This is a genomic window from Burkholderia sp. Ac-20345, assembly GCF_017104825.1.
GTDB lineage: Bacteria > Pseudomonadota > Gammaproteobacteria > Burkholderiales > Burkholderiaceae > Burkholderia > Burkholderia lata_B.
The window spans coordinates 86,125-109,680 of record NZ_JAAGPO010000011.1 but is presented as its reverse complement, the minus strand read 5'-3'; the positions used below and the strand labels follow the sequence as shown (position 1 = coordinate 109,680).

Below are 23,556 nucleotides of genomic sequence, written 5' to 3'. Positions count from 1 at the left end.
GGGCTGCGTCCGCCGCCGATCCCGGCCGCCGTGCGCGATGCGCTCGCCGATCTCACCGTCGGCGGCGGCCCCGGCGACCCGGTGCTCGACGCCGACTGGGGCGAGCCCGGCCTCACCGCGCCCGAGCGCGTGTTCGGCTGGAACACGTTCGAGATCCTTGCGTTCAAAGCCGGCAACCCCGAGCACCCCGTCAATGCGATCCCGCCCGCCGCGTATGCGCACTGCCAGTTGCGCTTCGTCGTCGGCACCGACTGGGAAGCGCTGCATGCGCATCTGCGCACGCACCTCGATGCGCACGGCTTCGCCGACATCGAGATCGACGTCGAACGCGGCGCACCGGCGACGCGCGTGCCGCCGGACGATCCGTGGGTGCGCTGGGCCGTCGCGTCGCTCGCGCGCACCACCGGCAAGAAGCCCGCGATCCTGCCGAATCTCGGCGGCACGCTGCCGAACGAAGTGTTCGCCGACACGCTCGGGCTGCCGACGCTGTGGGTGCCGCACTCGTACCCGGCGTGCTCGCAGCACGCGCCCGACGAGCACCTGCTTGCGAGCGTCGTCAGCGAGGGGCTGCAGATGATGGCCGGCCTCTTCTGGGATCTCGGCGACGACGCGCCGACCGTTCGCCGCGCGGCGCCCGCCGCGGCCGGCGCCGCCCTGTAACGCGCTTCGCCCCTTTCACGGGACCTGCATACACGATGAATACGACCACCCTGACCTCGCAGGAAGCCGTCCGCCCCAGCGCCGCGAAGATCCGGCGCATCATCTTCGCGGCGTCGATCGGCAACGCACTCGAATGGTTCGACCTGATCGTCTACGGCTTCTTCGCGGTGACGATCGCCAAGCTGTTCTTCCCCGCCACGAGCGAAGCGACGTCGCTGATGCTCACGCTCGGCACGTTCGGGCTGTCCTACCTGATCCGGCCGATCGGCGGCTTCGTGCTCGGCGCATACGCGGATCGTGCGGGCCGCAAGGCGTCGCTGCTGCTGTCGATCGCGATGATGATGGCCGGCACGCTGCTGATCGCGCTGATGCCGACCTACGCGTCGATCGGCATACTCGCGCCGCTCGGGATCATGCTGTCGCGGCTGATGCAGGGCTTTTCCGCGGGCGGCGAATTCGCGAGCTCGACCGCGTTCCTCGTCGAGCACGCACCGCAGCGGCGCGGTTTCATGTCGAGCTGGCAGTTCGCGAGCCAGGGCCTCGCGACGCTGCTCGCATCGGGCTTCGGCGCGCTGCTGACATCCACGCTGACGACCGCGCAACTCGAAAGCTGGGGCTGGCGCGTGCCGTTCCTGTTCGGGCTCGCGATCGGCCCCGTCGGGCTGTACATCCGCCGTTACGTCGACGAAGGCGTCGAGTTCAAGACGCAGGCACGCTCGGAAGCGCCGGTGCGCGAGCTGTTCGCGGAACAAAAGGTGCGGGTGCTGCTGTCGATCGGCGCGCTCGTGATCTCGACCGCGATCAACTACATGATCCTGTACATGCCGACTTACGCGATCAAGCAGCTCGGGCTGCCTGCGTCGACGGGCTTCGCGGCGACGCTCGCGACCGGTTTCGTGCTCACGCTCGTCACGCCGGTCGTCGGCCACCTGTCCGATCGCACCGGTCGGATCCGCATGATGGCGGTCGCGGCGGTCCTGATGCTCGTCACCGTGTACCCGACGTTCGCGTGGCTCACGCGTCACGCGTCGTTCGCGACGATGCTCGCGGCACTGGTCTGGATCGGTGCGCTGAAGGCGATGTACTGCGGCGCGCTGCCAGCGCTGATGGCCGAGCTGTTCCCGTCGCAGACCCGCGCAACGGGGCTCGCGGTCAGCTACAACACGGGTGTCACGCTGTTCGGCGGCTTCGCGCCGTTCGTCATCACCTGGCTGATCAGCGCGACCGGCAACCGGCTGTCGCCGGCGCTCTATCTGATGGGCTGCGCGCTGCTGAGCCTCGCCGCGCTGTTCGTCGCGCGCACGCGGCTCAAGATGCGATAACGGAGGAAACGACGGCGCAGCGATGCGCCGCCGGTGCGGCCCGTCGCGGCATCGCTGCCGCGCGGGCCGCGCGCCGCCTGGGTCAGGTCAAGGCGCCGGGTTCGGCTGCAGTTCGTGGAGCGCGTCGATCTCGGCAAGGATCTCGTCGGACAGCTTCACGTCGATGCTGCCGATGTTCTCCTTCAACTGCTCGAGCGACGTCGCACCCACCAGGTTGCTGCGCGTGAACGGCCGGCTGTTGACGAACGCCAGCGCGAGCTGTACGGGCGACAGCCCGTGACGTCGCGCGAGCGCGACATAGCGCGACGTCGCCTCGACGGCCTGCGGCTTGCTGTAACGCTGGAAGCGCTCGAACAGCGTGATGCGCGCACCGGCCGGACGCGCGCCGTTCTCGTACTTGCCGGACAGCCAGCCGAACGCGAGCGGCGAATAGGCGAGCAGGCCGACGCCGTCGCGGTGCGTGAATTCCGACAGCCCGTTTTCGAACGTACGGTTCAGCAGGCTGTACGGATTCTGGATGCTCGCGATGCGCGGCAGCCCGAGCTTCTCGGCCGCGCGCAGGAACTGCGCGACGCCCCACGGCGTTTCATTCGACACGCCGATCGCGCGCACCTTGCCGGCCTTCACGAATTCCGCGAGCACGCCGAGGGTTTCCTCGATCGGCACCGTATAGGTGTCGTCGACCCACGGATAGGCCGGACGGCCGAACGTCGTCGTGCTGCGATCGGGCCAGTGCAGCTGATAGAGATCGACGTAGTCGGTCTGCAGGCGCTTGAGGCTGCCGTCGAGCGCTTCGGTCAGGTTCTTGCGGTCGAACTGGTTGCCTTCGCCGCGAATATGGCGCGGATTGTGCGGCTGCCGCGCCGGCCCCGCGATTTTCGTCGCGAGCACGATGCGCTCGCGCTGCGCGCGATGCTGCGCGAGCCAGGTACCGATGTACTGCTCGGTGCGCCCTTGCGTGTCAGGCTTCGGCGGCACCGGATACATCTCAGCGGCATCGATCAGCGTCACGCCCTGCCCGATCGCGTAGTCGATCTGATCGTGCGCATCGCGCTCCGAATTCTGCTCGCCCCACGTCATCGTGCCGAGGCCGATCAGGCTGACCTCGATGCCCGAATCGCCAAGTGTGCGGTATTCCATGCTGTTCCCGTCGCGTCGGTGGAAAGCAGGAACGCTATCACATTGAAGCGTCCGCTTCAGACGGGCGCCGTCTACGCTTACAGGCGGCCTTCGGCACCGGCAAGGAAGTTCACGCGCCGGCCTGGACGATGGCGATGCCGCCCGCCTTTACTGCGGCCGCTGGATGAAGCAGGTCGCCGACGCATGCGCGACGATCTTGTCGTCCGCCGTCTTCAGCGTGCCCTCGGCAACGCCCAGCGAACGCGACAGGTGGATCACGCGCCCTTCCGCAACCAGGTCGACGTCGCGCGGCACGGGCCGCAGCATCTTCACATGCAGATCGACCGTGCCGTAGCCCACGCCTGCATCAAGCATCGAATGCACCGCGCATCCCGTGACCGAATCGAGCACCGTCGCGGCGAACCCGCCGTGCACGCCGCCGAGCGGATTCAGGTGCCGGCCGTCCGCCCGCGCCGAAAACTTCACATAACCGAGCTCGACGTCGAGCGGACGCATCGGGATCGTCTCGGAAATCGACGCGAGCGGCGCATCGCCCGATACCGCTGCGCGCAGCAGATCGAGACCAGACAGGGAAAGCGGGTTCATCGGGTTGTCTCCGGGTTGAAAGCGCGTCGCCGCGCGAGTAAGTTCTAAATTGGAACTCATTATTGACAACGATGGCGGCCGTTGTCAACGTGGCCGGGCCCGTTACAACCGAAGACGGGTTCTATAATCGAGCCCGCTATTTCGCTGAACCGCCGCAAGAGACTCGACGATGAAATGGGATGACATCGGCACGCTGAACTGTTCGGTCGCGCGTACGCTCGCCGTGCTCGGCGACCGCTGGACCATGCTGATCCTTCGCAACGCGTTCCTCGGCTGCCGCCGCTTCGACGCGTTCCAGACCCAGCTTGGCCTCACGCGCCATGTGCTGGCCGAGCGGCTCGCGCGGCTCGTCGACGAAGGCGTGCTGGTCAAGCACGCGTATCAGGAGCGACCGCCGCGTTTCGAATACCGGCTGACGGACAAGGGCCTCGACCTCTACCCGACCCTGCTCGCGCTGACGGCGTGGGGAGACCGCTGGAAAAACGACGGCCAGGGGCCGCCGGTGCAGTTGCGCCACCGTACCTGCGGCCATCTGATGCATGCGGTCACGGTATGCTCGGCCTGCGGCGAGCCGCTCGACGCTCGCGACGTGCAGCCGGAACGTGGCCCCGGCTGGATCGCAGCCGAGGCAGCCGGAGCGCCCGCGGCCGAGGATTGAAGCATCGCGCGTACCTGAACGCGTGACGCACACGGATCGTTAGTCGCGCTTGCGCTGCAGTTGCGGGCCGCATCGTACCCGCCCGGCTGTACGCGCGCATGGCTTGCACGCCACTATCCCGCCACCACCGCACAAGCATTCGCGCGCTGCCAACGCCCGCATCCGCTGATCAACCCGATCGCGCACACGGATCCCACACTACGCAACTTTGCGTCACCACCGATGCCGCCGCCGGTCATCGCGACGACCCGTCCCATCTCACATGCACGTGACCGGGCCGCCACGTCTGCGTTACACTCACGGCCCGCTGTCTCGAAATTGTTCGCTGTCCAAGATGTTGTCGCGCAATCGCCTCGCCGCTGCCTGCCTCGCCGCTTCCCTGCTCGCCACACCGTTCGCCGCCTTCGGCAAGACGCAAAGTGAATCGCTGCTCCAGCAGGCGATTGACCTCGTGTCACGATGGCTGCCGGCTCCCACCCACGAAGCACCCGCGACGCAGGTCGTCGAATCGGCGTTTTCGCCGGACGGCGGGGCTGAAGCGCTCGTGCTGAAAGCGATCGGCGCCGCACGCAGCTCGATCCGCGTCGCCGCCTACTCGTTCACGTCGCCGCCCGTCACGCGCGCACTGCTCGCCGCCAAGCAACGCGGTGTGAATGTCGCGGTGGTCGTCGACGACAAGGGCAATCGCGCAAAGAGCAGCAAGCAGGCGTTGAACCTGCTCGTCAACGCAGGTATCCCGACGCGCACGATCGATGCCTATGCGATCCATCACGACAAGTACCTCGTGATCGACGCCGAGCACGTCGAAACGGGCTCGTTCAACTACAGCGCGTCGGCGGCCAGCCGCAATTCCGAGAACGTCGTCGTGGTGTGGAACAACCCGCAACTCGCGTCGCGCTATCTCACGCACTGGCAAAGCCGCTTCGACCAGGGCACGCCGTACCGCTCCAGCTACTGACGCACGCCGCGGGGCGGCGCTCGCCCCGGTGTTCGATCCGTCGTGTTGCAGATGATCGTCGAGCGTGGCGCGAAGCTCAATTCAGCCGAATGGCCAGTACGACGCGCCGCCGCGCTCAATGGATTTCGGGCGTCCGCCCGGTCGAGGCGCCGGTCTGCGTCGTCGGCGCACAACGATTCGCCTGTCCACCCACGCTGCTTGCCGAAGATGTCGACAAGCCACCGGCGCTGCCCGGCAGTGCGCTGCTCACACACCCCATGCCGAATACCAGCGTGTTCTGAACCATCGGATAAAGAAGATACAGCGCAAACGCGAGATAGCCCGCGTACAGAATTCGAACCATGATGCGATGGGAAGCGATGAACAATTGGACTCGCCCTGTTTACGGCACCGCGCCGGGCACCTTGAGGCATCGCGCGTCCGATTGCGCATCAGGGCGAAACGCGAGCCCATGACACCCGCTTCTCACTGCATCTGCATCGATTCGTGCCGAGCGTAAACTGCCCGTCGCCAGATTTGCAACGTGGCGATGCGGCGAACAATGCGCGATACTGTCCGACATACGATCCCATGACCGGCCTCGCAGCCGGGACAAAAGACAAGGCCCATGCAAATCGCACCGAAACCTGCCGACGAGGCGGCCCGGCTCGATACGCTTCATTCGCTCTCGATCCTCGATACGCCGCCCGAAGAGCGCTTCGATCGCCTGACGCGTCTTGCACGCAGGCTGTTCGACGTACCGATCGCACTCGTCAGCCTCGTCGACGACGATCGCCAGTGGTTCAAGAGCCATGCCGGGCTCGACGTCACGCAAACGTCGCGCGACGTGTCGTTCTGCTCACATGCATTGCTCGAGGGCAATACGATGGTGATCCAGGATGCGCTGAACGACAATCGCTTCCACGACAACCCGCTCGTCACCGGCGCGCCCGGCATCCGCTTCTACGCCGGCCGGCCGCTCGCCGCGCCGAACGGCGCGCCCATCGGCACGCTGTGCCTGATCGACACGCGGCCGCGCTCGCTCGAACCCGACGAACTCGCGCTGCTCGGCGATCTCGCCCACATGACCGAGCGCGAGATCGCCGCGCTGCATTTCGCGACCACCGACGAGCTCACCCAGCTGACGAACCGGCGCGGCTTCGAGATCCTGGCCCGCCACGTGCTGAGCCTGTGCGATCGCCTCGAACGTCACGCGGTGCTGCTGTTCTTCGACCTGAACGAATTCAAGTCGATCAACGACCGCTTCGGCCATGCCGAAGGCGACCACGCGCTCAAGGCATTCGCCGATACGCTGACGGGCGCGCTGCGCGACAGCGACGTGATCGCACGGCTTGGCGGCGACGAGTTCGTCGTGCTGCTGAGCGCCACCGATCCGGCCGACGTCGCCGAGCCGGTCGAGCGCGTGACGCAGGCGCTCGCGCAGCGCAACGCGGCCGACGCGCGCGGCTACGACATCCGGTTCAGCGTCGGGTACGTCGACTACGATCCCGCGCACCATCGCGACGTAGCCGACCTGCTCGCATCGGCCGATCAACGGATGTACGAGGACAAGCAACGCGGCAAGACGGCCGGCGCGTGAGCGCGCGGGCCGCCGCCCTGCCGTTCAACTGCGGTGATCGAGTGGCTGCGTCAGCTTCCGCACGGCGGCGCGCTGGCCATGGCCTCCGCGATCTGCTCGGGCGTCAGGTCGCGCTGGTGCGTCGCAAGCGACCAGCGATGCCCGAACGGATCCTCGACCTGTCCGTAGCGATCGCCCCAGAACATGTCGGCCGCCGGAATCGTGACCGTTGCGCCGGCCGCGACCGCCTTCGCGATCGCCGCGTCGGTGTCCGGCACGTACAGGTGCAGGCAGACCGGCGTGCCTTTCAGCGCCTTCGGCCCGAGCGCGCCGTGCTCGGGCATTTCATCCACCAGCATCAGTGTCGAATCGCCAATTACGAGGCACGCGTGCGCGAGCCGGCCGTCGGGCATCGCCAGGCGAAACTGCTCGCTCGCATTGAATGCGCGCTTGTAGAAGTCGATGGCTGCGGTTGCGCCGGCGCAGATCAGGTGCGGCGTCAGCGTGCGCATCCCTTCCGGGATCGGTTTGACGGACGTGGACATGGGTGTCGCTCCTTCGGTCGGTAGTCGTATCGGAATCGGGACGGACGCGCGATGCGCACGCCTCCGATGCTACGACGGACGACCCCGGCGGAAATCGACACGGCACCCGACATTTTTTCTCGCGTATCGGGGCGCGCGGGTTCCCCGCATCGTGCGTCATTCGCCCGTTCGGCCTGCCGCGTTGTCCGGCACACCGAACTGCCGGCGGCATGCCTCCAGCAATCCGGCCACCTCTTCGAGCGGAAGATCGGTAAACCGGGCGATCGGCAGCATCACGCCACCCGGCACCCTGGTGCGCGACGAATGCGCCGAGAACCGGTAGCCGATGTAACGATTTCCGGCGACGCTGATGACCCGGAATTCGGTGACGTCACGCCATGGCGTGACGGGTTGCTCGCGCACGGCCCCGATCAACCTGAAGCCTGTCTCGTCGACCTGCAGCGCCATCCTGCGCCGCGACGAGACGAAGAAGGCGGCACCCGCCAGCGCCAGCAATACGGCCAGCGCCGCCACCGGCCAGAGCGCCGGAACGGCCACGTAACCGCACAGGCTCGCCGCAGCCAGCACCGCACACACGATCGCCCTTCCTTTCAGGCTCCGGCTGTCGACCGCCAGCGTCACCGGCAACCGGCCGGCGATCGTTCCCGCGACGGGATCGACGTACCCGCCGGATTCGGTGGATTCGCGTTCTTCGTCCATCGCCCGATCGTTCACATCGACAGCAACCGGGTCATCGAGATCGGACACCATATCGGCGCGCCGAAACGAGCGGCTTGCCGACGGGAATGGGTCGTAATCGAGGAAGGGACGCATCGACGCGCGGCGACACGCTTTCGTCCGCGCGGAACGGGCAGCGCTCCGTCGCCATCGGTCATGTTCAGTTGCACACCTTGACGGTACCGTTGGTCGTGCATTGACCGGTGGCCCAGTGACTCTGCCCGGCCAGATGAGGCGCTAGGCCAATACCGTTGATCGGCGCGGCCGGCGACGATGCCGGAACGGCCGCGGCTGTCGACGCGGTGTCGGGCGACGGCAGCAGCGGCGGCTCGGACGAGGTCTGGCAAGCCGACAGCGCCAGACAAAGAGCGGATGCCAACGGGGCGATGAGCGGTCTGGACATGATCTCGTACGCGTTTGCGGTATTCGCTTCCGGTAACGGGCGCGCTGAAGATCACGTGACCCGTCAAACCGTTCGGCGCAACCGTCAACGCAGCGTGATGGTCGTCCAATACTACTCCTCGCGATCGACGTCGTGCGAGCGACCATTTGGCCGGACGCCGCCATCCGCGCGGCCGCACACGCTATCGCCGGCGCCTGCCGCGCCGGTCAGATTTGCGGCAGATCGCGCAACGTGCGCGACTCGTTCGTTGCATCGATGTCGAGCTCGATGCCTTCCGATGCATCGCGATACAGCACACGTTTCAGCCTGGGCCCGATCGCTGTGTCGTCCGATGCCGAGAAGATTGCACGGACATCGTTACCGGACGCGAGCGCGCGCGCCACGTCCGCCACCGGCGCCTCGCTCGGCGTCGCAGCCCACGACCGATCGGCCGGATTCACGGCCGCCCAGCGCACGTGCGTCACACGCGCGCTGAGCGGATCGATTCGCACACCATTCACCGCAAACATCGACATCGGCATCTCCTTCGAATTTTTTTGGCCCGCCGTACCGATGCGCGGTTACGGACGGTCCCAGATCTCGCAGACGTTTCCCGCCGGATCCGCCACGGAAATCGCGATCGTGCCGTCGCCGTAGTCCCACTCGTTCAGGATGCTGACACGGCACGATTCAAGTCGCGCGACGGCCTCCGAGACATGCGCCACTTCGACGGCCAGCGCGACGCCATGGCCGGCCTGACGAAACTCCGGATACGGAAACTTGCCACCGCTGCCCATATGAACGGTCAGCGTCACCCCGTCCACGACAAAGCGATGCCACGGATTCCCCGCAGACGACACGCCTTCGGAATGCACGGGCATCGCGAGCGCCGAACCGTAGAAATCCACCACCGCCCGAAAGCGATCGTCTTCGACCGGCACCAGGATGCCCGGGCTCGCGACCATGCGCACTTCTCCGGCCAACGCGATTTTCGATGATACATTGGGACGCTTTACAACCGTCAACAGACAATCGTGCACGGGAGAAACACATGACCGACGCCTGGGGAACCTTCCCTGCCAGAATGGGCGACCATCAGGCTTTCATCAGCTTCAACCACAGCTTTGCGGAAATCGCGGAAGGCGATCCGCGCACGTCGCTGCTCAGCGTGCGCGTCCCCTTTGCGCATCCGACACCGGAAGGCCTGCCGACCGGCGACGAATTCGCCGGTCTCACGCAGATCGAGGATCTGCTGGACGCCACGATCACCGCGAAAGGTGGCGTGCAGGTCGGCCGCATCACCGTCGACGGCCATCGGGATTTCCTTTTCTACGTGCCGTTCGACGAAGAGGCCGCGGCGGAGATCGTCGACACGCTGGCCGATCAGACGACCTACGCACTGCAGTACGCTCACCAGAGCGATCCGGACAAGGAAGCGTACTGGCAGACGCTTTACCCGACCGACGACGACTGGCAGATCATGCGCGACATGCGCGTACTGGATGAATTGCGGAAGAAAGGCGACGCCGGCGACGTAAGCCGACGCGTGATGCACTGGGCCTACTTCCCCGACCCGAGCGACGCGCATCAGTTTGCGGACTGGGCCGAAGCGAAAGGCTATCCGGTCGAGTCGGTTGCACCCACCGAGGACGGCAAGTCGGCCGTCCGGTTTTCGCACGAAGGCACCATGGCGCTGGCCGACATCACGCGCCATACGGTCACGATCAACCGCGAGGTACGTGCGCTCGGAGGGGAATACGACGGATGGGAAACCAGCGTCGAACAGGCTGGCTGAGCGGGTTGACCTGCCCGCGGCGCGACAGGTGATGCAACGCATTCGGCGCAAAAAATATCCCGGCGGCATACTTGCGCGCCGCCGGGACCAAGGCATCACCGGCCGAAACCGGCGATGGGCCTGAGGGTTCGCTCAGGCACGAGGAAAGCGATTCGTGCGAATCAGGCGAACGGATGCCGGGGCGCGCAACCGATGCGATTACGCCGCCCGCCGAACGCCTGTCCGGTTCCGCCGACGCAGCCTTCCGGCGTCGGACGGGCAAAAAGCCCCCGCTCCTGCGCGAGCGAGCGGGGAAACGGTTGACCGGGCCGGGGAAGAACGGTCAACCGGCCAAATTGTGAGCGCGGGCCGCGCAACGATCTGTGCGGCAACTCACCATTTGGTGACAATGCCGCGGCAACCGGTTCGCTCGTGCGCCGCTCGGATCGTGTCACGGTCCGAGCGCAACGCCCGCCACCGGCGCGAGCATCACCACGATGATGGGTGACAGCACCACGGCCCCGATCATCATCACGCCGTCGGCCGCAAGCGTGACGGGCGTCGCGAGCACGCGCGCGGCCTTGCCAGCCGTCGTGATGCGGTCGGTAACCTGGATCTTGTACGCATGCGCAAACGACGACCTCGTCTTGCCCTGCGCAAAACCATCGGCCAGATAGCGCGACCCGTCCAGCACACCCGTCATCTCCAGACCGCTGCTTCCGCGCTTCGTGAAGCCGTCCTCCAGCGCGCGGTTCCAGTCGTCGTCGGTCATACCGGTGCGACTGAGCTGGAGCGAGAAGTTGCCCGAGATCTTGCTGCCCTGCGCGACGAACCCATAGAGCGTCGCATTGATCGATTTGCGGTAAGGCGATGCCAGCACAGCGCCGAGATGCTCTGGCATATCGAAGATGTAGTGATATTTCTTGCCGAGCACGACGAATTTCCTGCCGTCCTCGCTGACGAGAAATCGGTCGACTGTCTCTTCGTATCTGCCGTCTTCGAACAGCATTGCAGTGCAGCCTGTCAGGCCGGCAGCGACAATGATCGCTGCCCTCCGTCAGCAGCGTTCTTCTTTTCACGTCTGGAATTTTATTTTGTTTTAATTCAAGCGGATTTTTTCAGGCCCGCGCGCAGTCTCCGGTAAGTCGCGGGTATTGTCAAAGCAGATTTATTCTATTTTCCCCAGGCAACATGACTCGGGCTTCATTTTTCTGCGCCGATTCTTTCGAAACCGTGCGTCGCGAACACAAGAACTTGCGTCATGACAACCCGGTTTCATCATCGTGACGGTCAATTGAAAAGCCAATCCGCAACCATCTCGATCCAGTCGAGATCGCTGGCGATGTCAATGACGGTTTCGCCGACGATTTCGGCAGTCGATGCGGTCGAAGCGCCCGTCGCCACCACCCCGACCGCAACCGCGTTCGCTTTCGCGATTTCGACCGACGCGCCCGTTTTCGGATCGGCCAGCCGCTCCAGCCAGTCGACGATATGGGCACGCGCATCCTCCTCATCGGCGAAATCATTCCGCTCGAGAAAGCGGTCGAACACGATCCACGCAAGCGTCTTGCTTCGCGAAGCCGATTCGAGATGCCAATCGACAACGCCGGTCCGACCGGACTCCCTGATTTCGAGCGTCGCGGTGAAACAGTAATCGAGGTACTCGATCTCAAGTTTCGACGACATGGTTTTCTCCGGTCAATCTGCCCTCTCTGTTCTTATGATGACCCGCGCACACCGGGCTTCGCGACACTGTGTGAATCTTCGATGAAATTCGCGCGGCGCACCATATCCGCTGGCAGTATCGCGATATTCTCGTGACCTGTCGATATCGATCGCCGACACATGACCGCCTTCGATTTACCCTCCATTCCTCTCTGCGCTTTCACTCGCGGCTCAGGTTCTGCCACGAATCGCTCCGCTTTCCCGTTCCAGGTATTGCCCCGCTTCGCCGAAGCAATCGCACTGCTAAACTCCAGTCAAGAAGACCGCTTGCAGCACCAGAGGAAACCATGGCACTCGCCCACGCACAACAGAATGGCGTAGAAGTCTGGATTGTCCAGCTTCCCGGGCACGCCCCCTATGCCTATACACATCTCAAGCGGGTATTCTCGTCCGACGATACGCGACACCGGGTCGTGACGATCGACGTGAAAAAACTGCTGGCATGTGCCGACCGGGACACGACGGACTACGTGTTGCCGTCCGTTCTGTACTGGGCCCCCGGAAAGGCCGCGGGTATTCGCGAATTCCTCGATCCTGAACAGGACAGGATTCCGGACATGCCGTACATCACGTTTCGCGAGACGAGAACGCGAACGTTGCTCGGCATCCCCGGCCTGTCGAAGGTCGGCGTGGCGTCGTTCCGCAACGGCCAGCATCGCGCGCGCTATCTCGCCTATGCAGGCGCAACGACCCTGCCCGTCGAGGTACACGAGACGGAAGCCGACCTGCTCGTGCGGTACTGCGGCGAGTAACGGCGGAGTACGTTCGGCTTTCGCCCGGCGATGGCCGCACATCGTGCGACCGTTCGCTCGAATGTCGCCAAGCTACTAGGCCCGTATCGCATAGATCCGATCGGTGACTTCCGTCTGGCCGATGCGGCTCGTTTCGATACCCGCCAGTTGCCAGCCGTTGTGCTCATAGAAGCCGATCGCGCGTTCGTTGCCCTCCAGCACTGTCAGGTGAACCTTGTCCACGCCGAGCATGCGCGCCCATGCGCGAACGGCTTCGATCATGCGCTTGCCCGTGCCGCTTCCGTGGTGCGAAGGATGGACGTGCAGGCAGTCGAGCAGCACGCCGAGCACTGGATCGACCGGGCGCTCGGCACTGACGAAGCCCACGGGTTCGCCATCCAACTCGGCGATCAGCACGAGGCCCCACTCCTTTTCATTGCGATCGAGATATTGCCGCCAACGGGTTGCGTGTTCCGCCGGCACCTCGTCGGACAAGTAGGCCGCCGGCAGGATGTGGCTGTAGGCGGTTTGCCAGCTCAGCGTGTGCAGGCGAGCGATATGGTTTGCGTCTTGCGCGGTCGCTGCACGCAGCGTGGCCCGGGTTTCCGGCATCGGTGGTCACTCCTTCTGCTTGTTCTCTCGATCGGGACGTCTCGTCGCAAAATATACCGCGCGTTGCGGCATGCAAAACTCAACGTCGCCACGCTCGAACGGTATTGTGTTGGCCTGCCCCGGGACGACGGAAAAACGGACCTTGGGGGAAATCAGACGATGCGACGCCTGTTGGAAACGATCGGATTTGCGATCGCGGGCGTTCGCATCCTTCACGTCTGACGCGATCAGCGTCGGCGCCTGCCCGTCAGGCACCGCTGCAACTCGTTGCCAGTGCAACGGGATGCAGGCAAAAAAAATCCCGACACCGTCATTGGTTATCGGGATGGAACGGCCCTGCAAAGCATGAGGGCACGAGGAAGTCGATACATTACACCAATGTAAGACTGTTGCGCGTTGTCGATTCATGCCAAATCCCTGTCTCATTCCGCCACTCAGGCGGTAAAAGGCGGCCATGAACGAAAAAAGCCTGCTCACGCGGAACGCGAGCAGGCAAGAAAACGGATCAGCATTCGAGGCACGAGGGCTGTCCAGGGAAGATAACGGCACGGAACGCACGAACCTTAGCCGGGAAAGGAAACTTCTCAACATCAGGTCGACCGGATACGGCCATACGATCTCGCGTCGAAGATGCTTTGATGGAAACCGGCGACACAGTGACAATGTCCGGTCGCTCCCAGCCTTGGCGTTCCACCAATCGTTCGCGGTACGCCCCGGCTTGCGAGTAGCGAAGCGTCAGGTCGTTTAGTCAGCCGTGTATGGCAAACTTCGGCTCCGAATCTACGCAGCACGCACTCATTAGCAGGGGAATCATGTACGTCTTGATCTATATCGCAGCAGTCGCTGTCGCGAACCTGATGGTCGCTCATTTCGGACCGGCTGCTACACCGATCATCGCGTTCCTTCTGATCGGACTCGACCTCGCGATTCGAGACCGACTCCACCTGGACTGGCGCGGCCGCGCACTTTGGTCACGGATGTTTGCGTTGATCGCGGCCGCCGGCGTCGTCAGTTACGCGCTCAATCCAGCCGCCAAGGAAATTGCCCTCGCATCTCTGGTGGCGTTCGGTTCGGCAGCCGTAGCAAGTGCAATCGTGTTTCAACTCGCACGCCGCTTTCCGATACTGGCGCGTGCAAATGGCGCGAACGTCGCGGGTGCGGCTGTCGACTCCATCATCTTTCCGCTTATTGCATTCGGGACTGTGTTTCCGACGATCGCGGCGTTGCAGTTCGTCGCCAAGGTAGCTGGCGGCGCTTTGTGGTCGTGGCTGGTTTTTCGAAACGCTCGAACGGTTCAGGCGGGGATCGCGAGCAACGTGGTCGATCGTTAAGAACGCGTTGAGTGTATGGCGACGTTGTTCGTTGCCGAGTTAGCCGGCGTTTCGTTTCGGTTCGCCGTGGCGTTTCCCGCTTCGACCAGGTCCATTCGGGAATGACAAAACAAAAACGGCACTGTCTTTTTGGACAGTGCCGTTTCCAACTACTTGTACCGCTTGGAATTCGGTGGGGTGGCTGATGGGACTCCAACCCACGACGACAGGAATCACGATCCTTGCGCAATTTTCGCGCATTTCAACGAGTCACGACGAGTCATTGAAATATGCAGCCCCGTCAGCGCCTTGCCTGTCATGGCGCCCTTCCGCCATCTTCCAGACAACCCTCCTCATCGCACGGCAACCTGGATTTCTCGACAACTGTCAGGGCAAGAACTGCCCCGACTCTGTTCGCTCAAGGTCTGCCGGACTTGACGGCTCGAGGTGGGTCCATTCCAGTTGGACATCAACACTACTTGGCGTCATACGCACCAACCCACTGGAAGCCGAGACCGGTTATCCCGTTCACGAGGCTCTGGAAATCCTGATAGCCGGGCGTGCCAAGGTCGGGCTCAAGCCAGAATGGATGGAAGAAGAAGGATGCAAAACCATCCCGGACCGTCAGCGCATACTGCGCATTCGTATAGAGATCCTGCCACGTGTATGACAGACACGAGTATGGATCGATGTTGCATATGTTGTATTCGACGTTCCCAAGGTTCTCAGGCAGAACCCGTTGCCCGTAATAGTCGGTATTGATGATATACGGGAAGAACTGGCCAACCGAAAAGTCGTGATTCGGCGCGGTCGAATTCAGGTTCGGCTGATCTGACGTGTAGTAGACGACCCGCTGGTAGGTCGTCTTGAACAGCGGCGGAACGGCCTTGATCGAAAGGGGCGAAGACTGGTAGTGCGGCGCCTCCCACGCGAAGGGAACATAGCCATTCGACGAAAATTCCAGCAGGCCCGCGCTCAGACGAGCCGATGCCCATTGTGTTGAATCTTCGTCCACGGGGCGGTTCTGCGTGGCAAGCCAGAACTCGTAGTCATTGCCGCTCACCGCGTTGTCGATATTCGGCGTCGAATTGTACTGATGCGTGTAGCCGTGCATCACGATCCTGGCGCCCCGCACCAGCGCGTAATTGAGTATCTGCTTCAGACCACTCGCCTGCGCGAGGTGTACGGTCAGCGGCACGCCGCCGTTATAGGCGCCGAGTGGGTCTTCGTACCGCGGAATGGTAGCAATGGAAAACGGAATGTGCTTTGCATACATGTAATCGGTCAGCGTCTTCATCGACGACGTGGTCGTGAACGCGTTGACGTCTTCAAGACGCACCATCGCGCGATGCAGCACCGGCTGGTTGGTTCCGAGAATGTCATGCAGCAGATCACAGATCACCAGGTACCGGTCGCGTGGCCCGATGTACGAGAACGGCATGTCGGCGAAGTACCAGAAATTGCCTGCGCGCATCACGTACGGCGCCTGCGCACCCGTCTGACTGTTCTTGATGGTGACAAGTACACTGGCCTTTGTCGCGTCGGACACCGCAGTGACGCCAATGTCGGGATCCGCACTAACCACGCCGGTGCTCGCGTTGAACGCATAGTACTTGACCATGCTCATGTTCTTGTAAAGCACCGTGTCGAAGAAGTTCGGATTCGGGTTGCTGCTCGTTGGCGTGTTGGCCAGTCCACTTAATCCGGTGAAGGTGAATCCATAGCGGGCCGTGAAGTTGTACGACGGATCCCATGCGACTTCCCACAGGTTGTCCTTGAACCAGACCACCGTCTTTGACGTCTTCACGACGTCCGCGAGAAATGCGGGCGGAATGGGGTTGTTGTAATAGTCCCCCAGATAGAAAGTCGCCTGATACGTTTCGATAGTTCCGGCCGTATAGCTGTCGATGGGCGCAAGCGTGACATTGGTGTTGAAATGGCCAAGCAGGTTGCGCAGCATGATCGCGTAAGCCAGACCGAGCTTCGAGTACGCGTCGTTCGGTGGCGCATCATAGAGCACCAGGACTTTCGCCGTGGTGGTCTGCGCGAGCACGGAGGACGGCATCTGGGCAAATGCGAACCCGAGAACCAACGCCCATGCGAGAATGAGCTTCTTCATTGTCATCTCCTTCGCGCCTAGTCGCGCCGAAAATTGCCGTTGCTCAGGCGATGCTTGCCTTCCTTGAAGTTCGGTCCCATACCGTGCTCGCGCTCGGCATGGCGTTTCCCCTCTTCCGACATCCCCGGCATAACCTCGGTCGCGACGGCCGTGCGCGGTGGAGGCGCGACGCGCGCGTGTGGGTCGGAAGCATTCGGGAGTCCGGCGCTCCAAACGGGGCCCATCAACGCAATCGCGGACGAAATCGCGGCGCACGCCGCAGCAACCTTGAGCGAGGCTTTCATTAAAAAACTCCTTTCACTGACCTCTGACTGAAAACTGGCGTGTGCGATTAGGGCGAACGCCTCGTGTGCGCCTTGAGTGTCCGGAAGACGCTGCCCGAAGAGGTATGCCTGCCTGATACAACCTCATACGAATTGCTCCACGGCATCGACGCTTGCCCGACGACGGAACCGTCCGTTGCGTCGGTCACGATCGCCCCGACGGTGAAGACCACCACCGCACCGGAAACAGCCGACAACAGATACGCATGTCGAAAGTGCAGTTGCGGCCTCGCCTGATCGCTACATCCACCACGCATGCATTAACAGTGCCAAGCGCCGTTCCACCAAAGCGGGCCGGTAATAGCCGAAACAGGAGAGCCTGGAAAGGCAAGAAAAACGTTACGTCGAAGAAACGCAGGGCGACGATGTGTCGTGGCACCGGCTCCGAGATTCATCGGTGCCTGTAGCGGAATGAGGCAATACGTTGCGACCTGGCGTTTGTTATCAGGCGGGCGAAGTGAAAAATGCTATGGATCACGAATTTTCATTTCTCGACCGAATGCCGGGACGTTTCGAACCTGAGACGGCAGGCTGCCGGACAACGACGGCCCATCCGGTCACTTCTTGCGGCTCTACCATCTATTGCGGGAAGAGATGCAGCGCGCCGGGGTAATGTAGTGCGCCTGGGAATTTCAGCGTCAGCGCGTGGACGCGGTCAACGCGCCATGGTCGCGCCCGCGCTACTGGCCGGCGACGCCACGTTCGTCAGCGATCTTTGCCAGTTCGCCCGCGCGGTCGTCAATGCTGCCGAGCACGTCGGCGAGCACACCGATGGGATCAAGCCCGGACATCTCAATGCACTTGTGGGTCATGTCCTCTGGAATCGCATCCACCGCAGCGCGCACGATCCTCGATCCGCGACAGGCAGCTTCCAGCCGGATCCTGTCGCGGCTCTGGTACGTCAGCGTGTACTGCGACGCCGACGGCTGGTTGTCGGCGCCCCACCAGCTGGCAAACGAGTCAACCGTGCGATGGGTGTGCGTTACCGCCGTCACGCGCAGCGGTCGCGCTTGTTGTTTCCGCTTCGAGATTCCGGGAAATCCTGTCGCGCTCAACCGGCAAGCCGCTCACCGACGGACAGGTCCTTCGCGCCTCCCGGCATGTCGTTGATCGCGTCGACCACGACCATGGACCTGTTCACGCGCGAGCCGTACACCGCGTTCCACGGCGCGGAGCCGCCGCAGGGTTGCACGTGACCGCGCTCAAGAAGCGATGGGTGCCGTCGATCCATATGCCGCGCCGGGCGTCGCGCATCTCGCTCGCGATCACCGGCGTGCGCGTCGAGCGCCTGCAGCACATGACGGCCGCCGACGCATATGCCGAGGGCGCAGCCGAATGGGTCGCCAAGTACGTGGCGTCGGCCGGCAACCGGAAGGTGGAGTTTCTCATCCGAGCTGGCCGCAGGTTGACCGCACGGCAGGTCGCATTCACGTGAATGCGGAAACTGCGCGGCGAAGTGATCGAGCAGATCGAGATCACGACGGCGCTGACGGAGCTGATCGCGCGCCTGCGCGCCGTGCGAAAGGACGATTGCTGTATGTGTTCTCGAACCGGTACGCGACGCACTATCCGCCGGCCGGGTTCAAGACTGAATGGTCGAAGCTGATGAGCAAGGCGCTCGAGCTGAAGAAGATCGCGCGACGCTTCACGTTCCGCGACCTGCGCGCGTATTACGCGACGCGGCATAAAACGGAACGCGGCGCACTTCCGGATTTACATGCGAATCCGGCGAAGACTGCGCGCGTCTACGATCAAACGAGGATCATAAAGCGAAAAGGCGTGTAATTCCCAATCCGGGAATTCCAAAACAAAAACGGCACTGTCTTTTGGGACAGTGCCGTTTCTAACTGCTTGAATTCTTTGGGGTGGCTGATGGGACTCGAACCCACGACGACAGGAATCACAATCCAAGGTTCTAACCGAGAAAATACCCATAAAATCATACGCCTATAAAAATTTCTTCGGAATAATTTCAGAATTCCGTGCACCGCCTGACAAGGGTTTGCGGCCGGTCGTTCCGAAAATCCTGTCTACGTCGGCGCCTGCTCCGCAATGTCGTCAGCCGGATAGCGCTGTAATCGATGCTCGCCGCCTCGACGTTCGAGGGCTTGTCAAGTTAATACTGACGATTGTTAACAGTCGGCTGATCGAGACCCAGATAGCATCGGTGCTTTGTTCACTGGGAGAGGCGTTGTGTCTCAAAGGGCATGGCTCAGAAAGGGAGATCAGTCGTCGTCAGGTGGTGTGGTGCTTGAGGGTATGGAATCCGTAAAGCATCATGGCATCCCGCGAACCTATATTGGCGCGGAAGTCTCGTGTCCCGCCTGCAACTCTATTGGTCATATCGAAGCGCAGGGACAACGCCTGTCGCAGCGCATGTCGGGCAAAGAACAAGCGCTAGAGGACGACATTTGCCGGTGCAAATGCAGCCCTCCGCCAGTCATGATCGCGTCGCAGCACACGGGGGGCCAGAGCTTCACCTCGGCAAACAGCGCAGTGATCGACACAGCCATTGCAGTCGCGCCAGCCACGGCGCCCGTCCGGTGTGACGAGCAATATTGCCTCCGTAATGCCGCCACCGGTCAGCCAATGGCGAACGCCAGATACCGAGTTCGTACCGAATCAGGACGGATCTTCAGCGGCGTTACGGATGCCACCGGGCATACGCAACGCATTGTGACGATCGGCGCCGAAGACCTTCAACTCCACATCCATCGCGATCATGTTTGAGCAACTGGTAGCTAAAGGCAGCCGCACGACGACCGGTGGTTATGTCGCCAGCGGTTCATCAGCGCACTACGACGAGCGCGGCAACACCATGGCCCGGGATGGCGACCAAGCGTCGTGCGGGAATTGCAAAGGACTATTTTCAATACGAGGCAGTGCGAACGCATGGCTGGATGATGGAAAGGCCATGGTCAAGGATTGGGATTGGGTGCTGTGCCCGTGCCGACAGAATCGCGTCCGGGCGTCGCCTGCCTCGCCTTACTACTACTCGACCGGTGGCGGTGGACAGGCGACAACGGGGACGGCAAAGCAATCGATTGTCGAAAGCGCACCGATCGCCGTGCATGACGAGCAGTACGTATTGCGTGACGCCCACAGTCGTCAGCCCCTAGCTAATGTCCAATATCGGATTCGGACTGCATCGGGGCAGGTCCTTGTCGGCATCACGGATGCCACGGGCCATACACAACGCGTTACGACGACCGATGCCGAATCGCTTCACCTTGAAATTGTGAGAGACGAAAATGCCGAATGACGATTACGAACTTGTTCACGATTCAGCCACGACGAACACGACGCCGGGCTCGAAGGTTTACGTCGACGTCAACACTACGCCCATTTGTCCGAACATGACAAACAAGGAATTTAAGGCGCTAATAATTCGCCTTCGGAATACGGCCTTGGCTTTGATCGGAGAGCGCATCGCGGACGTTGCAAGATGGGATAAGACCGCACAAGATCGAGCTCAATTCTGGTTTGGCCGAAAAGACTCAACCATACGCGAAATACTGAGCACCGGATTACCCAAACTCGCAGCCGCAATGCGAGAGCTGCAGCCCGAAAAAGTCGTCAAATGGGACGAACAGAAAGGAATGCAAATCACATGCGCGACCGCGCCGGACATAGGCATCAACGATGCAGCAGTATGTAAACCCGATTCGACGCGGCGAATCATCGCATTCTATCCGCATTTTTGCACCGTTGACGATGTCTTTGTATCAGGAAACTGCAAACTGAAGATTCTAATTCACGAATGCAGTCACTATGTTGACACGTTCAATTCCGAAGACGTCAGCTATGGTTTTGCACACGGCGTTGGCTATTGGGCGCAGACCAATCCCGATGGCGCAAGCAAAAATGCGGACAGCATCGCATGCTATATTGCTCATTTTGAGGATATGGACGAGTTCCGGCGAAAGAAAATTTGGTGAGACCGTGAAGAAAATCATACTAATCCTCGCGTTTCTTGCATGCCTCCTGAACCTTCAACATGCGAGCGCCTGCACCATCTCAGAAGATATCCTTGAGAGTGTCCCCCTGAACTATGCCGGCATTCCTAACGACTATCGGCTCAAGTTGGTAGACATGATGCTGAATGCACAACGATGGCCTGATGTCGAAATACAAGCGCAAATTATCGCGAGTGCATATGCTGGCGAAAAGAATGCGTCAGAACTCGCAAAATCAAGGGGGAAACAACTTAAGGATTTTCTCGTTCAGATTGGCATCAAGCCTCAATATATTTATACCGATACACACATTGTTCGCACGCCATATCCGCTCGATAGCACTGGGCATAGCGGATATTTGCAACTTGGCGTAAGCCTCATGCCGTTGTGTAAGGGAAGTTGTGCGTGGCTTTGCGATGATCCCCGCGTCAAGCCTACTTCGAGGGCGATCAAATAGTCGTAGAGGCCGACGACCAACCGCCGGCCTCGCTCGAGACTTCTACGCGTCAGGATCTGCGGTTACAGCACCAGGCGATACCGCGAACTTCGTGATCGTTCGTGTCTGCGCAGTCGCCTCGCTCGTCGCGCCGAACAGGAAGCTCGTGACCTTGTCGGACTCTTTGAGGAAGTACATCACGAGGCCCCCGGCCGTTGCCGCAATAACGGGGTCGCGTAGCGTACCGTCTGCAAAGCCGAGCAGCACAAGAAACACGACACCGATCGTCGCAAGTACGATCGCGCAGCCCAGCGTCGGGCGCATCCAGTCCGACGGTTGCTTCGCGGCCAGTCGGCGCGCGCTGTCCCGGTCGGCGGCAACTACCTGATACCGCGCCGTTATCTGAGCGTCCGCTGCCGTCTGCGCGACCAGTTCCGCCTGCCGCTGTTGGAGCGCGATCTGCGCGAGCGTCGCCTGATTGGTGAGCTCGGCTTCCCGTAGCTTTTCCAGCAGTGCCGGGTCAGCCTGAATCGCAGCGGCCGCAGCAGCAGGATCGTCGGCCGGTGTGCCAGTCACCGAAGAAATGATCGCACCGACAGCGCCACCGGCGATGGTGCCGAGCGGACCGAGTGCCGAGCCGAGCAGTGGCGCCGCCTTCGCGATGATGGGTGCAACGTCAGACCAGTTCATCGTGCACCTCCATTCACGACGGGCGGGCGATTGGTAACGAGCGGATGCTTGAGGAACATCAAGCCAAACACCGCAAGGCAGAATCCCCCGGTAATGACCGGCTCGCCGGGCCAGACGGTGTCGTAACCGAGCCAAATCAGTCCCGCAAGGTTCCACAGCGCACCAAATTGAATCAACGCAAGGATGACTCTCCATACGAGCGCCTGTGGCAGGGTCAGCAAATAACCGACCGCCGCGCAGAGCGCGAAGTGCTGTACCACGTAGATAAGAGCTAGCGCATTCATTCCTTCCCTCCTGTTTCGGTCGCTCCCGTTACGCGATCGACCAGCCCGTTCGCTATCCGGTCGCCCCGCCGCTGAATCACACGAATGACAATCTCGGCCACCATTGGCCCCACGAAGCCGATCGCAAAAGCAACGCCTCGTTGCGTCGCCATCCCGTCGCCGCTCAAGAAATGTTCGACGACAGCCGGTCCCGCAAACAACGCCATCAGCGCGCCGATGATGATGTGCGAAACCATCAGCCGCCGATTCTTCGGCGGCGCCACTACGATTCGCACGAGCGACCCGGCTGCGCCGCCGGCGAACACCGACAGCGGCCCCGTCAAGTATTGCGAGTAGTCCAAGCCTCCTCCCCATCATCAAGCCAGTCCGATTGCCGACTTCGCCACATCCCACCGCGCGACGCGCTTGTCCTGCCCCTCCATCGCCGGCCCGTTGATAATTCGCGTTGTGCCAGCGAAGTCGCCGGCGTCGGCCGGTCCATTACAGCCGTGCGCATTCCAGAACCAGCCCGCCGACCGAGCGGCGAGCGTGTCGTCCGTCGCGAGCAGATCCGGGTTTGCAACGAGGTCGACGCCAAGCGTCTTGCCGGCGGCTGCATAGTTGTCTCGAAACGTGACCTGCTTCAGCCCGCGCCCGCGATAACGCCAACCGTCGCCACTCGACGCATCACCGTTGCCGTAGCGGCCGCCGTAGGCCAAATTGGCGATCTGCCTCTGTCGATCGAGTGGCACGGTTTTCTCGCCCGACTGGCGCCCGAGCTGCGCACGCAACGACACCGGGACCCTCGAGAAAAGCGCCAGTGCGGCAGGGGCATAATTGAACGACTCGACCAGGCTCGAGAAGCCGCCGGACTCGTGGCCGATCTGCGCAAGGAATGCGGCCTGACGCGCGGGCGTGTTGATGCCGAACTCGATCATTGCCGCCGACACTGGCCCGTACCAGCGATCAGCGAGCGCCGAGCTCAAACCCATCGCGCGCTGGAATACGCTCTTGTCCATCTACAACCTCCCCAAAAAACAAACGGCCCGCGAGGGGCCGAAAAAAAACCGCCCGAAGGCGGCATCGCAATGC

General features: G+C 62.3%; 33 protein-coding genes. 14 read left to right on the top strand and 19 right to left on the bottom strand.

What is annotated here, in order from left to right; all coding sequences use genetic code 11:
• Both G3O06_RS07980 and G3O06_RS07975 read left to right on the top strand, forming a co-directional pair.
• Positions 1 to 660, top strand: a 660-nt coding sequence (locus G3O06_RS07980) for a peptidase dimerization domain-containing protein (protein WP_205815664.1), incomplete at its 5' end; no start/stop codon positions are given.
• A gap of 35 nt (positions 661 to 695) precedes the next feature.
• The gene (locus G3O06_RS07975) at positions 696 to 1,982 is read left to right on the top strand and encodes an MFS transporter (RefSeq protein ID WP_174969170.1); all 1,287 of its coding nucleotides are present in this window, start codon (positions 696 to 698) and stop codon (positions 1,980 to 1,982) included.
• An 87-nt stretch (positions 1,983 to 2,069) separates the two neighbouring features.
• On the opposite strand, the gene G3O06_RS07970 is transcribed toward G3O06_RS07975, so the two are convergent.
• Both G3O06_RS07970 and G3O06_RS07965 read right to left on the bottom strand, forming a co-directional pair.
• Positions 2,070 to 3,122, bottom strand: a complete 1,053-nt coding sequence (locus tag G3O06_RS07970) for an NADP(H)-dependent aldo-keto reductase (protein ID WP_205815663.1) — start codon at positions 3,120 to 3,122, stop codon at positions 2,070 to 2,072.
• Between the two features lie 147 nt (positions 3,123 to 3,269).
• Complete coding sequence (locus tag G3O06_RS07965) at positions 3,270 to 3,707, bottom strand: PaaI family thioesterase (protein ID WP_039358790.1); 438 nt, start codon at positions 3,705 to 3,707, stop codon at positions 3,270 to 3,272.
• Positions 3,708 to 3,876: 169 nt separating this feature from the next.
• On the opposite strand from G3O06_RS07965, the gene G3O06_RS07960 reads away from it, so the two are divergent.
• Positions 3,877 to 4,365, top strand: a complete 489-nt coding sequence (locus tag G3O06_RS07960) for a helix-turn-helix domain-containing protein (RefSeq protein ID WP_205815662.1) — start codon at positions 3,877 to 3,879, stop codon at positions 4,363 to 4,365.
• Positions 4,366 to 4,699: 334 nt separating this feature from the next.
• On the top strand, positions 4,700 to 5,323 hold the full coding sequence (locus tag G3O06_RS07955) for a phospholipase D family protein (RefSeq protein ID WP_174997060.1): 624 nt from the start codon (positions 4,700 to 4,702) through the stop codon (positions 5,321 to 5,323).
• Between the two features lie 115 nt (positions 5,324 to 5,438).
• Here the strand turns inward: G3O06_RS07955 and G3O06_RS07950 are convergent, their stop codons facing one another.
• Positions 5,439 to 5,666: a hypothetical protein gene (locus G3O06_RS07950; protein ID WP_205815670.1), complete on the bottom strand. Its 228-nt coding sequence runs from the start codon at positions 5,664 to 5,666 to the stop codon at positions 5,439 to 5,441.
• A gap of 264 nt (positions 5,667 to 5,930) precedes the next feature.
• On the opposite strand from G3O06_RS07950, the gene G3O06_RS07945 reads away from it, so the two are divergent.
• Positions 5,931 to 6,902, top strand: coding sequence for a sensor domain-containing diguanylate cyclase (locus G3O06_RS07945; RefSeq protein ID WP_174912423.1), 972 nt, complete (start codon positions 5,931 to 5,933; stop codon positions 6,900 to 6,902).
• Between the two features lie 50 nt (positions 6,903 to 6,952).
• Here G3O06_RS07945 and G3O06_RS07940 read toward each other — a convergent pair whose 3' ends face one another.
• The 5 genes from G3O06_RS07940 to G3O06_RS07920 form a co-directional block, all read right to left on the bottom strand.
• On the bottom strand, positions 6,953 to 7,426 hold the full coding sequence (locus G3O06_RS07940; protein WP_046545626.1) for a VOC family protein: 474 nt from the start codon (positions 7,424 to 7,426) through the stop codon (positions 6,953 to 6,955).
• A 156-nt stretch (positions 7,427 to 7,582) separates the two neighbouring features.
• Positions 7,583 to 8,125: an aspartyl-tRNA synthetase gene (locus G3O06_RS07935; RefSeq protein ID WP_205815669.1), complete on the bottom strand. Its 543-nt coding sequence runs from the start codon at positions 8,123 to 8,125 to the stop codon at positions 7,583 to 7,585.
• Between the two features lie 178 nt (positions 8,126 to 8,303).
• Positions 8,304 to 8,546, bottom strand: a complete 243-nt coding sequence (locus G3O06_RS07930) for a hypothetical protein (protein ID WP_174912429.1) — start codon at positions 8,544 to 8,546, stop codon at positions 8,304 to 8,306.
• A gap of 206 nt (positions 8,547 to 8,752) precedes the next feature.
• A complete protein-coding gene (locus tag G3O06_RS07925) occupies positions 8,753 to 9,061 on the bottom strand; it encodes a phosphatidylserine/phosphatidylglycerophosphate/cardiolipin synthase (RefSeq protein WP_174912433.1) in 309 nt (102 codons plus the stop codon).
• A 45-nt stretch (positions 9,062 to 9,106) separates the two neighbouring features.
• The gene (locus G3O06_RS07920; RefSeq protein WP_205815661.1) at positions 9,107 to 9,490 is read right to left on the bottom strand and encodes a VOC family protein; all 384 of its coding nucleotides are present in this window, start codon (positions 9,488 to 9,490) and stop codon (positions 9,107 to 9,109) included.
• Between the two features lie 86 nt (positions 9,491 to 9,576).
• On the opposite strand from G3O06_RS07920, the gene G3O06_RS07915 reads away from it, so the two are divergent.
• Positions 9,577 to 10,320, top strand: a complete 744-nt coding sequence (locus G3O06_RS07915; RefSeq protein WP_174912439.1) for a DUF695 domain-containing protein — start codon at positions 9,577 to 9,579, stop codon at positions 10,318 to 10,320.
• A 430-nt stretch (positions 10,321 to 10,750) separates the two neighbouring features.
• On the opposite strand, the gene G3O06_RS07910 is transcribed toward G3O06_RS07915, so the two are convergent.
• Together G3O06_RS07910 and G3O06_RS07905 are read right to left on the bottom strand one after the other, a co-directional pair.
• Positions 10,751 to 11,308, bottom strand: coding sequence for a hypothetical protein (locus tag G3O06_RS07910; protein WP_241019583.1), 558 nt, complete (start codon positions 11,306 to 11,308; stop codon positions 10,751 to 10,753).
• A 281-nt stretch (positions 11,309 to 11,589) separates the two neighbouring features.
• Positions 11,590 to 11,850, bottom strand: coding sequence for a hypothetical protein (locus G3O06_RS07905; protein WP_241019582.1), 261 nt, complete (start codon positions 11,848 to 11,850; stop codon positions 11,590 to 11,592).
• A 461-nt stretch (positions 11,851 to 12,311) separates the two neighbouring features.
• On the opposite strand from G3O06_RS07905, the gene G3O06_RS07900 reads away from it, so the two are divergent.
• Positions 12,312 to 12,776 carry a hypothetical protein gene (locus G3O06_RS07900; protein WP_174912447.1) on the top strand — a complete coding sequence of 155 codons (465 nt, stop codon included), beginning with the start codon at positions 12,312 to 12,314 and terminating at the stop codon, positions 12,774 to 12,776.
• 75 nt (positions 12,777 to 12,851) lie between these two features.
• On the opposite strand, the gene G3O06_RS07895 is transcribed toward G3O06_RS07900, so the two are convergent.
• Together G3O06_RS07895 and G3O06_RS07890 are read right to left on the bottom strand one after the other, a co-directional pair.
• On the bottom strand, positions 12,852 to 13,367 hold the full coding sequence (locus G3O06_RS07895) for a GNAT family N-acetyltransferase (protein ID WP_174969177.1): 516 nt from the start codon (positions 13,365 to 13,367) through the stop codon (positions 12,852 to 12,854).
• A gap of 6 nt (positions 13,368 to 13,373) precedes the next feature.
• Positions 13,374 to 13,775: a hypothetical protein gene (locus G3O06_RS07890; RefSeq protein WP_205815659.1), complete on the bottom strand. Its 402-nt coding sequence runs from the start codon at positions 13,773 to 13,775 to the stop codon at positions 13,374 to 13,376.
• 404 nt (positions 13,776 to 14,179) lie between these two features.
• Between G3O06_RS07890 and G3O06_RS07885 the strand changes: the two genes are divergently transcribed.
• Positions 14,180 to 14,698, top strand: coding sequence for a VUT family protein (locus G3O06_RS07885; RefSeq protein WP_051889821.1), 519 nt, complete (start codon positions 14,180 to 14,182; stop codon positions 14,696 to 14,698).
• 454 nt (positions 14,699 to 15,152) lie between these two features.
• On the opposite strand, the gene G3O06_RS07880 is transcribed toward G3O06_RS07885, so the two are convergent.
• The 3 genes from G3O06_RS07880 to G3O06_RS07870 form a co-directional block, all read right to left on the bottom strand.
• Positions 15,153 to 16,796: a DUF2334 domain-containing protein gene (locus G3O06_RS07880; protein ID WP_174969179.1), complete on the bottom strand. Its 1,644-nt coding sequence runs from the start codon at positions 16,794 to 16,796 to the stop codon at positions 15,153 to 15,155.
• Positions 16,797 to 16,813: 17 nt separating this feature from the next.
• Positions 16,814 to 17,080, bottom strand: coding sequence for a hypothetical protein (locus G3O06_RS07875; RefSeq protein ID WP_205815658.1), 267 nt, complete (start codon positions 17,078 to 17,080; stop codon positions 16,814 to 16,816).
• A gap of 719 nt (positions 17,081 to 17,799) precedes the next feature.
• A complete protein-coding gene (locus tag G3O06_RS07870) occupies positions 17,800 to 18,174 on the bottom strand; it encodes a DUF1073 domain-containing protein (protein WP_241019581.1) in 375 nt (124 codons plus the stop codon).
• 137 nt (positions 18,175 to 18,311) lie between these two features.
• Here G3O06_RS07870 and G3O06_RS07865 point away from each other — a divergent pair, with 137 nt between their 5' ends.
• From G3O06_RS07865 to G3O06_RS07840, 6 genes are all read left to right on the top strand, one after another.
• Positions 18,312 to 18,554, top strand: coding sequence for a hypothetical protein (locus tag G3O06_RS07865; RefSeq protein WP_205815657.1), 243 nt, complete (start codon positions 18,312 to 18,314; stop codon positions 18,552 to 18,554).
• Between the two features lie 170 nt (positions 18,555 to 18,724).
• Entirely contained in the window at positions 18,725 to 18,904 is a 180-nt protein-coding gene (locus G3O06_RS07860; protein WP_241019580.1) for a hypothetical protein, read from the top strand.
• A 408-nt stretch (positions 18,905 to 19,312) separates the two neighbouring features.
• Entirely contained in the window at positions 19,313 to 19,849 is a 537-nt protein-coding gene (locus G3O06_RS07855; RefSeq protein WP_205815655.1) for a PAAR domain-containing protein, read from the top strand.
• Positions 19,842 to 20,381, top strand: coding sequence for a PAAR domain-containing protein (locus G3O06_RS07850; RefSeq protein WP_205815654.1), 540 nt, complete (start codon positions 19,842 to 19,844; stop codon positions 20,379 to 20,381). The genes G3O06_RS07855 and G3O06_RS07850 overlap by 8 nt, the downstream gene beginning before the upstream one ends.
• The gene (locus tag G3O06_RS07845) at positions 20,371 to 21,057 is read left to right on the top strand and encodes a M35 family metallo-endopeptidase (RefSeq protein ID WP_205815653.1); all 687 of its coding nucleotides are present in this window, start codon (positions 20,371 to 20,373) and stop codon (positions 21,055 to 21,057) included. The genes G3O06_RS07850 and G3O06_RS07845 overlap by 11 nt, the downstream gene beginning before the upstream one ends.
• Before the next feature lie 4 nt (positions 21,058 to 21,061).
• Positions 21,062 to 21,532, top strand: coding sequence for a hypothetical protein (locus G3O06_RS07840; protein ID WP_205815652.1), 471 nt, complete (start codon positions 21,062 to 21,064; stop codon positions 21,530 to 21,532).
• Positions 21,533 to 21,574: 42 nt separating this feature from the next.
• Here G3O06_RS07840 and G3O06_RS07835 read toward each other — a convergent pair whose 3' ends face one another.
• The 4 genes from G3O06_RS07835 to G3O06_RS07820 are packed head-to-tail and all read right to left on the bottom strand — an operon-like array spanning position 21,575 to position 23,402.
• Positions 21,575 to 22,201: a hypothetical protein gene (locus tag G3O06_RS07835; RefSeq protein ID WP_205815651.1), complete on the bottom strand. Its 627-nt coding sequence runs from the start codon at positions 22,199 to 22,201 to the stop codon at positions 21,575 to 21,577.
• Entirely contained in the window at positions 22,198 to 22,485 is a 288-nt protein-coding gene (locus G3O06_RS07830; protein WP_205815650.1) for a hypothetical protein, read from the bottom strand. The genes G3O06_RS07835 and G3O06_RS07830 overlap by 4 nt, the downstream gene beginning before the upstream one ends.
• Positions 22,482 to 22,826, bottom strand: a complete 345-nt coding sequence (locus G3O06_RS07825) for a hypothetical protein (RefSeq protein ID WP_205815649.1) — start codon at positions 22,824 to 22,826, stop codon at positions 22,482 to 22,484. Before G3O06_RS07825 ends, G3O06_RS07830 begins: the two co-directional genes overlap by 4 nt.
• Positions 22,827 to 22,841: 15 nt before the next feature.
• Entirely contained in the window at positions 22,842 to 23,402 is a 561-nt protein-coding gene (locus tag G3O06_RS07820; RefSeq protein ID WP_241019578.1) for a glycoside hydrolase family 19 protein, read from the bottom strand.
• Between the last annotated feature and the right edge of the window lie 154 nt (positions 23,403 to 23,556).